The following is an 11,636-nucleotide window of genomic DNA, read 5'->3' as shown; positions in this document are numbered from 1 at the left end:
GGGAGGCATGGAGCATCACACCCACGAGGACAAGTCGACCGTCGCCGCCGTGTCGAGGCCGCCGACGACGATCACGCGGGCGCCGGAGGCGACAGCGGCGGCCACCCCGGCCTCCGCGTCCTCGAAGACGACGCAGTCCGCGATCGCGACGCCGAGCCGTTCCGCCGCGAGGAGGTAGCCCTGCGGGTCGGGCTTGCCGCGCTCGACGTCCTCCGCGCTGACCAGCACGTCGGGGATCCGCAGGCCGGCCGCGCGGAGGCGGGCCTCCGCCAGCTCGCGCGGCGCGCTGGTGACCACCGCGACCGGCGCGCCCAGCGCCTCCAGCTCCTCCAGGAGGGCGACGGCGCCGCCGATCTGGACGATGCCGTCGGTGCGGGTGAGCTCCTCGGCGACGAGGCCCTGCGCGATGGCGAGCCGCTCGTCGTCGGAGGCGTCGGGCAGGAAGCGCACGATCGTGTCCATCGCCTGCCGCCCGTGCGAGTACGCCAGGATGTCGGCCGGCTCGACGCCGTGGCGCACGCCGAACTCGGTCCACACCGCCTCCACGACGGGCGTCGAGTCGACGAGCGTGCCGTCCATGTCGAACAGGAAGCCGGATGCGCTGATGTCCACCCGCCCAGCCTACGGGCGCCGCACCCCACCGCCCCGCGCGAGTCGTGACCTCATGTCACGACTCGGCGCGAGCAGTGACATGAGGTCACGACTCGGCGCGAGCGGTGACATGAACTCACGACTCGGCGCGCCGCCTCCGTCGCCTCACGATGACGCCGGCCCCGACGGCCAGCAGGCCGACCACAGCCAGGAGTCCGGCCGCAGCGGAGTCGGAGCCCGTGGCCGCGAGCTCGCCCCCGCCTCCCGTGGACTCCGCCGGCGGCTGCGTCGGCGGCGTCGGCGGCGTCGGCGGCGACGGCGGAGCGACGACGGGCACGACCGCCGACGCCACCGCCGACGTCACCGTCGAACCGCGAGGGTCGGTGGCCGTGGCCGTGGCCCGATTGACGATCGCCCCGCTCAGGGCGTCGCCGGCGGTGATGGTGTGCGGGAGGCTCTGACAGCTCGCCGCCTCGCCCGGCGCCAGCGTCACGGTGTCGCACGACACGACACCGGCGATCGGGTCGTCGATGGTCACCTCGTGCAGCGTGATGTCGCCGGTGTTGGTGGCGACGAAGGTCCAGGTGACCGCGTCGCCGGCGTCGGTCCGGCCGGAGCCGTTCGCGTCGACCACCTCGGCCGCCTTGGTCAGCCCGAGCGCGGGCGACGCGGGGACCGGGAGCGACAGCGAGGCCTCCGGCGAGGTGGTGATCACCGCGGACTGCGGGGCGTTGCCCGACGCCTGCGCGGTGTTGTCGATCAGCCCGCCGTCGAGATCGGCCTGGGTGACCTCGTACGACGCGGTGCAGGTCATGCTCTCCCCGGGCTGCAGCGTGGTCTGCGGGCACGCAGGCGGCGCCAACGGTCCGGACCCGGTGAACGAGAGCTCGTCGACGACGACGTTCTCGAGGGCGAATTGGCCGGAGTTGGTCACCGCGTAGCGGTACTCGACGGCCATGCCCAGCGCAAGCTCGGTGACCGGCTGATCGTCGGCCGTCACCGCCGCCTTGGTGAGCGAGAGCGCGGTCGGCACGACGGCGGTCGCGGCGGTGGTGGCCGAACCGCCGCCGCAGCTCACCGCCACGCAGAAGGGATCGGTCGGGGTCAGCACGACGGTGTTGGTCGCCGGCCCTTCGGCGACGGCGACCCCCGTGATCGTCAGGACGGCAACGGAGTTGACCCCGGCCGCGAAGGCTCCGCTGACCTGATTGCCGACGGCGCTCGGGGTGCACGTACCTGTTCCGACGGTGATGGCGCAGCTGACGCCGGTCACCTCGACCGCCGGAGGAACCGTGTCGGTGAAGGTCGCGCTACCGAGTCCCTGTCCGTTCAGCATGGTGACGGTGTACGTCACGGGCTGCCCGATCGCGAAGGTCGGGGCGCTGGCGGCCTTGAACACCCTGAACGTGGGCCGCTGCACGACGAAGGTGGCGCTTGCCGTGTTGTTGGCGGGGTCGGAGTCGATGGTCGCGCCGTCCTGCTGCACCGGGCTGCCCGGCGGTCCGACCGTGTTGGTCGCGAAGTCGGTGGGTATCACCGCGGTGTTCGAGCGCAGGCCGCTCGGCGCATCGAGGGCGACCGTGCCCACGATCTCCACGGTCACCGCGCCTCCCGCGGGAGCGGTCCAGTCGGCGGAGACCACCGGCCCGGTCCCGGAGGGCGTGAGGCAGACCGCTCCCCCGCTCCCGCTGCACGTCCAGGTCACGTCGGCGACCCCCGTCGAGGTCAGGTCGTCGAACACACGGGCGACGCCCTCCGGGGCGTTCCCGATCGCGGTCGGCCCGTTGTTCACCGCCGTCACCACGAAGCCGATCGGGTCGCCCGGAACGAACTGGCCCGGGACCAACCCCGGATGGCCTGGAGTCGCCGGAGACAGCACCTTCGTGATCGCCGCGTCGGTGAAGGCCGTGACCCGGACGCGCCGGATGTCGTGATAATCCGTCGCTCCGCCGGTGGAGGCCCCGAACCCCAGCTTGAGCGTGGAGGGGAGCGGGATCTGGCCCGGCACCGCGGCGAGGTTCACCGAGAGCACCTGCGTCAGCGGCCCGAACGGGAGGTCTTTGCGCACCGGGTCGCTGATCGAGACGGTCAGGGTGACGGCCCCGCCCTCGGGGGCCACCACCACCCGGACGTGCCGATAGAGGGAGAGCGGCCGCACCGCGGGATCGACGGTGTTGCCGGCGAGTCCGGTCCAGACGCCGGCCACGGGCACTCCATCCACCCAGGGGTAGTTCGCGCCGGGGGTCGCGCACGGTGTGGTGCCGGATCCACGCACCCCGATCGTGGACGGGCTGACACCCGGACCGCCGTCGGCGTTCGTCGTCGGCAGCGCGTAGTTCCCGTAGACGTCGAGGCCCAAGCCGACGTAGCCGCCTTCGACGCCGCAGCCGGCCGCACTGCCCGCATAGCCGAGCCCGCCGCCGATGCCACCGGCCGTGACCGGCGCGGCCCCGTCGACCAGGTACATCGAGAGCCCATCGCCCGTGCGCGCCGGGAGGCCGTCTCCACTGAACGATGTGCCCCCCTCCTGCCGGTAGTCGAAGTCGACGGCGAAGCCGGTGGAGGAGGGGAAGGGCGTGTCGTTGAGGATGTTCGTGGCCTGGTTGGTGCCGGCGTTCGTCAGCCGCAACCACTGGTCGACGGTGTAGACGTTCCCGCTGGCCCCCGCCCCGGTGACGACGCTCGCCCAGTTCGGGTTGGTGTCGCCCGGCGTGCCGTCCGTGTCATCGACGATGGGGAAGGGAGGGATCGCCTCCGCGGGCCGCGGCTGCACCGTCACCGCGAGCGTCACCCCCGCGAGCGTCGCAGCCAGTGCTACCGCCGTTGCACGCACCCCTCGATGCCGGCGCCGCATCCCGCCTCTCTCCGCAGCTCGCATCGCCCCTCCGCTCGTCGCGATGCGAACACGGTAACGCGCGGACGTCGTACGCCACTAGGGAGTTTCCGCCTCCTTACGTGCGCCGCGCCGGCCGGTTGCAGTGGTCGCAACCGGCGCGTACGTGGCTCGCGTCATCTTCCTGCGGAGCGTGCGTCCTGCGCCGCCCGAAGGTCGCCGAGTGCGCGCTCGGTCTCGCGGGTGACGCGGCCGCCGCGGGCGGCGATCGCCGCCGGGAGCCAGTCGCTCAGGATGAAGCGGCGACGGGAGCGGATCGGCTCCCCGCCGTTGGTGCGAGCCGGGCGGGCCACCCAGCCGTGTTCCATGCCTTGTGCCCAGGTCGTGTTTGCCATGACCCATACGTTACGAACGAAAAGATCGTGCCACGAGATGGCTGCAGGTCTTTCTTCGCAAAGATCCGGCCAGTACACTGGCCCCATGTTGAAGAAGGTCGCGGTGCCCGTCATCGACGAGTTCGCCATGTTCGAGTTCGGCGTCGTCTGCGAGGTCTTCGGCCTCGACCGCAGCTACGCGAACCTCGAGCCGTTCGACTTCCGCGTCTGCTCCCTCCACCCCGGCGAGCCGGTCCACAACCCGCAGGGCGTGCAGCTCATCGCGCCCTACGGGCTCGAGGCCATGGAGGACGCGGACCTCATCTGCGTCCCTGCCGCCACGGTGCGCGACGACTACCCCGAGGAGCTGCTGGAGGCGCTGCGACGCGCCCACGCCCGCGGCGCCATCCTGCTCAGCGTGTGCTCCGGCGCCTTCGTGCTCGGCGCCGCCGGACTGCTCGACGGGCGGGAGTGCACCACGCACTGGCGGTACGCCGACGCCCTGCAGCGCCGCTACCCCGCCGCCCTCGTCGACCCCGACGTGCTGTTCGTCGACGACGGCACGGTGATCACGAGCGCGGGCACCTCCGCCGGCATCGACGCCTGCCTGCATCTCGTTCGCCGCGAGCTCGGCAGCGCCGTCGCCAACACGATCGCCCGCAACATGGTCGTGCCGCCGCAGCGCGACGGCGGCCAGCGCCAGTACATCGAGCGCCCGGTCTCCGACTGCTCGGACGACACCTTCAGCGAGCTCATCGACTACCTGACGAGCAGCCTCCACGAGAGCCACTCGGTGGCCACCCTCGCCCACCGCACGCACATGTCGACGCGCAGCTTCTCACGCCGCTTCGTCGCCGAGACCGGGGTCCCGCCCATGCAGTGGCTGACCACGCAGCGCATCCTGCACGCCCGCCTGCTGCTCGAGACGACGTCGCTGCCGATCGACGAGGTGGCCCGGCAGTGCGGTTTCGGCAGCGCGACGCTGCTCCGCCACCACTTCGACGCGGAGGTCGGGGTGCCGCCGACCCGCTACCGGGCGTCCTTCGCGCGCACGCCGGAGGTGACCGCGGCGGTGTGAGGCCGGTGCGCCCGGTCGACGTGGACGTGCGTCCACCGCCACCGGTCGTCGTGCCCCTCCTCATGCGGCGGCTCGGGGAGGTCGTCGCCGCGGTAGTGCCGCAGCAGCCGCTGGTTGCGCGCAGCCAGCCGACCGCACAGCCACACGGTCACGAGACCGCAGCCGACCGTCCCCCACGCCCGCGGGTTCTCCCCCTGCGTCGGGATGGCGACCGCGATCGCCACGGTCCCGATGAGCGCCAGGAGGCCGAGCACGATCCCGCTCGCCACTCTGCGTCGTGCCCGGGCACGCTCCGTCCGGTCGCCCATGCGACGCAAGCTACTCCGGGAGTGCGGTGACGGGTAGGTGGACGTCGGGTGAACACCTCCCGCACACAGCGAAGGACCGGTGCGGCCCGCAGGCTGCACCGGTCCTCGTGTCTGACGTCGGGAGTCAGTCGCGCTTGAAGGCGTCCTTCACCTTCTCGCCCGCCTGCTTCAGGTCGGCTTTCATCTGGTCGCCCTTGCCCTCGGCCTCGAGGCGCTCGTCGCCGGTGGCCTTGCCGGCCGACTCCTTGGCCTCGCCACCGAACTTCTCGCCGGCGTTCTCGATCTTGTCGTCGAGTCCCATAGCGCTGTCCTTCCGTCGTTGTTCGTACGGTCCATTCGAACCTCCCACCCCGGCGCGAGCGGGTCCACCCGCACGCTCCGGGTGGGAAATCAACCCCCCGCCGCGCGCTTGGCGCATCCGGATCGCGCACGATGTAATCGACACATGATCGCCTCCGACCGCCCCGACGCCGAGCTGCTCGCCTGGAGCAGCCCCGTCGCCCGCCTCTGGGTCGCCACGACGCCGAGCGCCTACGTGGGGATGGTCGAGCAGACCGACGAGGGCTACGTCGCCAACGGCAGCACGAGCGAGGAGCTGGGTCTCTTCCGCTCGCTCGGCGGCGCCCGCCGGGCGGTCTACGGCGCGTGGCGGAGCGACTCGACCGACGCGACGTCGGCCGCCACGCCCACGGCGGCCTGACGGTCTGCGGCCAGACGAACGTCGGCCCGCCAGTCGCCGCCCTGCCCGGCGCTCAGTCGCGCGCCCGGTCGATGCCTGCCAGCGTCTCCGACATCCGGCCGAGGAAGTCGACGACCAGCCTCCGCTCGCCCGGGTCGAGCGCGGCGGCCACGCCCAGCATCCGGAGGTGCATCTCCTGGAGGGTGTGCCGCACCTCCTCGTCGGCGCCCGGCGTCGCCACCACGACCACGCTGCGGCGGTCATCCGGATGCGGCCGCCTCGCCACGTGCCCAGAGACGGTGAGCCGGTCGAGCATGACCGTGACCGACGACGACTTGAGACCGAGCAGCTCGCCGATCTCGGCGGGGGTCGCCGGCCGCCCCTCCGCCTGGCGCTTCAGCAGGAACCGGAGCGCGCGCAGGTCGTTCTCGCCCATCCGCATCGAGTCGCGGGTGCGCCTGCGCATCGCCTGCTCGGCGGCGCGGTAGCTGCGCAGCGCCTGCAACAGGTCGACGGTGTGGGGCGCGGCCTCGTCGTACCAGGCGGCACCGGTGTTCGGGTTCTCGATGATCCGACTCTACGTGCTCTGCGACCGGGTCTTCTGCGTGCCCGCTGCGTGCTTGCCAGGCTTCGGGAGGCTGTCGCCGCCGTCGATGTGGTCGACGGCGTCGCGCAGCCGTTCGAGGAAGGAGACGACGACCTTCGCCTCGTCCGCGTCGAGGGACTCGGCCACCCGCACGACCTCCTCGCGCACATCGCCGAGGATCGCGCGCTGCAGCTGATCCTCCGGGACGGCCGGGACGACGATCAGCGCGCGCCGGTCGAACGGGCTCGCCTCCCGGCGGATGTGCCCGCCGCGCTCCAGCCGGTCGAGCAGCGCGGTGACCGACGAGCTCTGGATGCCGAGATACTCGGCCAGCTCCTTCGGGCCGACCGTGCGGCCGTTCTCCTGAGCACGCAACAGGTAGCGCATCGCCGAGATGTCGTTCTCGCTCATGCGCAGCACACCCTCGGAGCGGCGGCGCAGCGCAGCCTCGGCAGCACCGTAGGCGCGCATGGCCTCCAGCACCTCGATGCCGGGGGTGCGATCGGCGCCTTCCTGCGCGTACCAGTAGTGCGCCGACCCGTGAGTCTCGGACGACATGGCTTAACGATAGAACAACTACTAACTAGTTCGCCTAGCGTTCGGTGCGCGCGCCCGCCGGTTCGTCGGTGAGGATCAGCCCGGCGGGGCGGTGCGTGCCGTCCATGAGCTGCTCCAGCCAGACGCGGTTGAGCGGGGAGCCGGCCGCCTGGGTGAAGCGGAACCGGATGGGGAAGCCGTTGTCGATCCAGATCGACTCACGGCCGAACTCGCCGTTCTCCGGCATCCAGCTCAGGGCGAACGACTCGCGCCGCCGCAGCTTCGTCGTGATCACGACCTGCAGATGACTGAGCACCCGGTCGTCGAACTCGTACTCGCTGTCCCCGTAGCTCAGGACGCCCATGGCCGCTCCGTCTCCCACCGCTGCTCGTATGCCCGTGGCAGCAGAACGCTCGCCTACGCGACATGTAGTTAGTCTAAGCATATAGCTCGAACGTCTAGCAATACACCGGCGTGAACATTTCAAGCCCTTCACCGCCGGTCCTCTCGCGGACAGAATGAACTGACGTGACCAGCCCCTACCCGGCCGACCGCATCCCGGCCAGCACCTACCGCCTCCAGATCTCCGCCGACTTCACGCTGCGCGACGCCGCCCAGGTGCTCGACCACCTGCAGCGCCTCGGCGCCGACTGGGTCTACCTCTCCCCCCTCCTGCAGGCCGAGCCCGGCTCGAACCACGGCTACGACGTGATCGACCACTCCCGCGTCGACGAGGAGCGCGGCGGTCCCGAGGCGCTGCGCGAGTTCGCCGCGGCGGCGCACGAGCGCGGGATGCGCATCCTGGTCGACATCGTCCCGAACCACGCCGGCGTGGCGACGCCGCGCCTGAACGCCTGGTGGTGGGACGTGCTCGCCCACGGCCGGGAGTCGGCGTACGAGCCGTACTTCGACATCGACTGGGCGTTCGGCGGCGGACGGCTGCGCCTCCCGATCCTGGGCGACGGACCGGACGAGGAGGATGCGCTGCGCGTCGAGGACGGCGAGCTGCGCTATTACGACCATCGCTTCCCGATCGCGCCGGGCACCGAGGGCGGCGCGCCGACGCCGAGCTCAACTACCGCCGCTTCTTCGCGGTGAACACGCTCGCCGGTCTCCGGGTCGAGGACGACCGCGTCTTCGACGACACGCACCGCGAGATCGGGCGCTGGATCCGGGAGGGACTCGTGGACGGGCTCCGCGTCGACCACCCGGACGGCCTGCGCGACCCCGGCCGCTACCTCGAGCGCCTCGCCGAACTCGCCGACGGCCGCCCGATCTGGGTCGAGAAGATCATCGAGGGCGACGAGCGGATGCCCGACTGGCCGGTCGCCGGGACCACGGGCTACGACGCGCTCGGGCTGGTCGACCGCGTCCTCGTCGACCCGGCCGGCGAAGAGCCGCTGACCGCCCTCGCCCGCGAGCACGACGACCGCGGCGAGAACCAGGACTGGGCCGAGCTCGTGCATCGCCGCAAGCGCGCGGCGGCCGACGGCATCCTCCGCTCGGAGGTGCTGCGGGTGGTGCGCGAGCTGCGGCTGGACAGCGAGGGCGCCGGCGCCGACCCGGACGCCGCGGAGCGTGCCGCCGACGCGGTGGCCGAGCTCGCGGCCTGGTTCCCCGTGTACCGCAGCTACCTTCCCTTCGGCGCCGGGTATCTGGAGGCTGCACGCGACGCCGCCGCGGCCTCCCGGCCCGACATCGCTGGCACCGTCCGCGAGGTGGCCGCGCGCCTCGCCGAGGGGGCGGGGCCGGATGCGCCGTCCGAGCGCTTCCAGCAGACGACCGGCGCGATCATGGCGAAGGGCGTCGAGGACAACGCGTTCTACCGCTGGACGCGCCTGGTCGCCCTGACCGAGGTCGGCGGCGAGCCGGACCTGTTCGCCATCTCGGTCGAGGACTTCCACCGGCACCAGCAGGACCGCCAGGGGCGCCTGCCCCAGTCGATGACCACGCTCACCACCCACGACACCAAGCGCAGCGAGGACACCCGAGCGCGCATCCTCGCGATCGCCGAGGTGCCGGAGCGCTTCGAGCGGTTCCTGGCCGCGGTGCACGAGCGGGTGCCGCTCGGCGACGGGTCGCTGGAGTCGCTGCTCTGGCAGTCGATCCTGGGCGCCTGGCCCGCCTCCCGGGACCGGCTGCAGGCGTACGCGCTCAAGGCGGCCCGCGAGGCCGGCGCGTCCACCGGCTGGACCGACCCCGACGAGGAGTTCGAGGCGCGCATGGCCGCGCTGGTCGACGCCGCCTTCGACGACGAGCGCGTGGCCGCCGAGGTGGAGGCGATGTCCGCGCTGCTCGACGGGCCGGGCGCGAGCAACGGGCTCGCCGCCAAGCTGGTCCAGCTCACCATGCCGGGCGTCCCCGACGTGTACCAGGGGTCGGAGCGCTGGGAGCGGTCGCTGGTCGACCCGGACAACCGGCGCCCGGTGGAGTGGGACGTCGCCGCGGGGCTCCTCGCGCACATCGACGAGGGCTGGCAGCCCGGGATCGACTCGTCGGGCGCAGCCAAGGTGCTCGTCACCTCCCGCGCGCTGCGGCTGCGGCGCGACCGGCCCGAGCTGTTCGCGGACTACACCCCGCTCCGCGCCGACGGTGAGCGCGCCGGCCACCTGCTCGCCTTCGACCGCGGCGGCGCCGTGACGCTGGTCACGCGCCTTCCGCACTCCCTGGCCGCCGCCGGCGGCTGGGGCGACACGACCATCGACCTCGGGGAGGCGCAGATGCGCGACGAGCTCACCGGACGGGAGCTGCGCGGCCGCGTGCCGCTCGCGACGATCTTCGACCGCTACCCGGTCGCGCTCCTGGCGGTGACCCGATGACCGCGGGCCGCCCGCTGGGCCCCGACCGCACCTTCCCGGTCTGGGCGCCGCACGCCTCGGCGGTGGATGTCGTGGTGGACGGCCACGGCACCCACCCGCTGACCCCGGTGCGCGACGCCGCGCCCGGCGACGAGGGCTGGTGGAGCCTCCCCTCCCCGCTCGACGCCGGCCCCGGCCTCGTCGACTACGGCTTCGTGGTCGAGGGGGACGGCCCGCACTCCGACCCGCGGTCGCTGCGCCAGCCCGACGGCGTACACGGCCTGACCCGCGAGTTCGACCCGCGCGCCTTCTCCTGGACCGATGGAGGCTGGCGCGGCCGCGACCTGATCGGCGCCGTGATCTACGAGCTGCACATCGGCACCTTCACACCGGAGGGCACCCTCGACTCGGCGATCCGACGCCTCGACCACCTCGTGGAACTCGGCATCGACGCCGTGGAGGTGCTGCCGGTCAACGCCTTCAACGGCACGCACAACTGGGGCTACGACGGCGTGCTCTGGTACGCCGTGCAGGAGACGTACGGTGGGCCGGAGGCGTACCAGCGCTTCGTCGACGCCTGCCACGCCCGCGGGCTGGCCGTCGTGCAGGACGTGGTCTACAACCACCTCGGCCCGAGCGGCAACTACCTGCCGCTGTACGGCCCCTACCTGGGCAGCGCGTCGAGCACGTGGGGCGCCTCCCTCAACCTGGACGGCCCGCACTCGGACGTCGTGCGCGGGTACATCCTCGACAACGCGCGCTACTGGCTGGAGGACATGCACGTCGACGGGTTGCGCCTGGACGCGGTGCACGCCCTCCACGACGAGCGTGCCGAGCACCTCCTGGAGGCGCTGGCCCGCCAGGCCGACGAACTCGCGTCGGCGCTCGGCCGCCCGCTCACGCTGATCGCCGAGAGCGACCTCAACGACCCGAAGCTGATCCGCCGCCGCGAGCAGCACGGGTACGGCCTCCACGCCCAGTGGGACGACGACGTGCACCACGCGATCCACGCGAACCTGACCGGCGAGGTCACCGGCTACTACGCCGACTTCGGTGCGACGGAGGCCCTGGTGAAGGTGTTCGAGCGCGGGTTCTTCCACGACGGCACGTACTCGAGCTTCCGCGAGCGGCACCACGGCCGGCCGCTGGACGACGACATCCCGCACACCCGGCTGGTCGCCTTCAGCCAGGACCACGACCAGATCGGCAACCGCGCCGCCGGCGACCGGATCACGGCGACGCTCGACCAGGGCGGCCTCGCCGTCGCGGCCGCGCTCACGCTGCTCGGCCCGTTCACGCCGATGCTGTTCATGGGCGAGGAGTGGGGCGCGACGACGCCGTGGCAGTTCTTCACCTCCCACCCCGAGCCCGAGCTCGGGAAGGCGACGGCGGAGGGCCGCGTGAAGGAGTTCGAGAAGATGGGCTGGGACCCGGACGTGGTGCCAGACCCGCAGGACCCCGAGACGTTCCTCCGCTCGAAGCTCGACTGGTCGGAGCCGACCCAGCCCGCGCACGCCGAGCTGCTGCGGTGGTACCGCGACCTGATCGCCCTGCGCCGCACGATCCCCGCCGAGACCCCCGCGACGGAGGTGGGAGTGACGGAGGGCGTGTTCACCTTCACGCGCGGCCCGCTGCGGGTGGAGGCGGCACTGAGCGGCCGCGGCCTCGGCGAGGTGCCCGCCGGGGCGGACGTCGCCGCGTCCTTCGCCGACGCGGTGCGGGTCACCCGCGCCTGACCCCCCGGTAGGCAATCGCCGAGTACGCGAATATTCGCCGGAAAACCGCCGAGTACGCAGAATATCCGCGCACTCGGCGGTTGCGCGGCCGGGCGGGTAGCGGGCGCGGCCCCCGG

At 72.5% G+C, this 11,636-nt stretch carries 11 protein-coding genes and 1 pseudogene; 4 read left to right on the top strand and 8 right to left on the bottom strand.

What is annotated here, in order from left to right; all coding sequences use genetic code 11:
- Positions 1–15: 15 nt before the first annotated feature.
- From ACR9ZG_RS07140 to ACR9ZG_RS07130, 3 genes are all read right to left on the bottom strand, one after another.
- Positions 16–612, bottom strand: coding sequence for an HAD-IA family hydrolase (locus ACR9ZG_RS07140; RefSeq protein WP_481284129.1), 597 nt, complete (start codon positions 610–612; stop codon positions 16–18).
- Between the two features lie 115 nt (positions 613–727).
- The gene (locus tag ACR9ZG_RS07135) at positions 728–3,382 is read right to left on the bottom strand and encodes a DUF7507 domain-containing protein (protein WP_481284128.1); all 2,655 of its coding nucleotides are present in this window, start codon (positions 3,380–3,382) and stop codon (positions 728–730) included.
- 218 nt (positions 3,383–3,600) lie between these two features.
- Positions 3,601–3,819, bottom strand: a complete 219-nt coding sequence (locus ACR9ZG_RS07130) for a hypothetical protein (protein ID WP_481284127.1) — start codon at positions 3,817–3,819, stop codon at positions 3,601–3,603.
- 85 nt (positions 3,820–3,904) lie between these two features.
- On the opposite strand from ACR9ZG_RS07130, the gene ACR9ZG_RS07125 reads away from it, so the two are divergent.
- Positions 3,905–4,876, top strand: a complete 972-nt coding sequence (locus ACR9ZG_RS07125; RefSeq protein WP_481284126.1) for a helix-turn-helix domain-containing protein — start codon at positions 3,905–3,907, stop codon at positions 4,874–4,876.
- Here the strand turns inward: ACR9ZG_RS07125 and ACR9ZG_RS07120 are convergent.
- Complete coding sequence (locus ACR9ZG_RS07120) at positions 4,828–5,184, bottom strand: hypothetical protein (RefSeq protein WP_481284125.1); 357 nt, start codon at positions 5,182–5,184, stop codon at positions 4,828–4,830. The two genes, ACR9ZG_RS07125 and ACR9ZG_RS07120, sit on opposite strands and share 49 nt — an antisense overlap.
- A 124-nt stretch (positions 5,185–5,308) precedes the next feature.
- Positions 5,309–5,485 carry a CsbD family protein gene (locus ACR9ZG_RS07115; RefSeq protein WP_481284124.1) on the bottom strand — a complete coding sequence of 59 codons (177 nt, stop codon included), beginning with the start codon at positions 5,483–5,485 and terminating at the stop codon, positions 5,309–5,311.
- 144 nt (positions 5,486–5,629) lie between these two features.
- Between ACR9ZG_RS07115 and ACR9ZG_RS07110 the strand changes: the two genes are divergently transcribed.
- Positions 5,630–5,884: a hypothetical protein gene (locus ACR9ZG_RS07110; protein ID WP_481284123.1), complete on the top strand. Its 255-nt coding sequence runs from the start codon at positions 5,630–5,632 to the stop codon at positions 5,882–5,884.
- 52 nt (positions 5,885–5,936) lie between these two features.
- Here the strand turns inward: ACR9ZG_RS07110 and ACR9ZG_RS07105 are convergent, their stop codons facing one another.
- The 3 genes from ACR9ZG_RS07105 to ACR9ZG_RS07095 form a co-directional block, all read right to left on the bottom strand.
- The gene (locus ACR9ZG_RS07105; RefSeq protein WP_481284122.1) at positions 5,937–6,368 is read right to left on the bottom strand and encodes a MarR family winged helix-turn-helix transcriptional regulator; all 432 of its coding nucleotides are present in this window, start codon (positions 6,366–6,368) and stop codon (positions 5,937–5,939) included.
- A gap of 72 nt (positions 6,369–6,440) precedes the next feature.
- A complete protein-coding gene (locus ACR9ZG_RS07100) occupies positions 6,441–7,007 on the bottom strand; it encodes a MarR family winged helix-turn-helix transcriptional regulator (protein ID WP_481284121.1) in 567 nt (188 codons plus the stop codon).
- A 34-nt stretch (positions 7,008–7,041) separates the two neighbouring features.
- Positions 7,042–7,368, bottom strand: coding sequence for a DUF7882 family protein (locus tag ACR9ZG_RS07095; protein WP_481284120.1), 327 nt, complete (start codon positions 7,366–7,368; stop codon positions 7,042–7,044).
- Positions 7,369–7,514: 146 nt separating this feature from the next.
- Here ACR9ZG_RS07095 and treY point away from each other — a divergent pair.
- Both treY and treZ read left to right on the top strand, forming a co-directional pair.
- Positions 7,515–9,805 (top strand): annotated as a pseudogene (gene treY, locus ACR9ZG_RS07090) (malto-oligosyltrehalose synthase).
- Positions 9,802–11,520 (top strand): malto-oligosyltrehalose trehalohydrolase, encoded by a 1,719-nt coding sequence (gene treZ / locus ACR9ZG_RS07085; RefSeq protein WP_481284119.1) that lies wholly within the window; start codon positions 9,802–9,804, stop codon positions 11,518–11,520. Before treY ends, treZ begins: the two are co-directional and overlap by 4 nt.
- Positions 11,521–11,636: the final 116 nt, after the last annotated feature.

It is taken from the genome of Leifsonia sp. KNZ12-8B (genome assembly GCF_056755495.1).
Note: the sequence above shows the minus strand (reverse complement) of the source record. Positions and strands in the feature narration are given on the sequence as shown.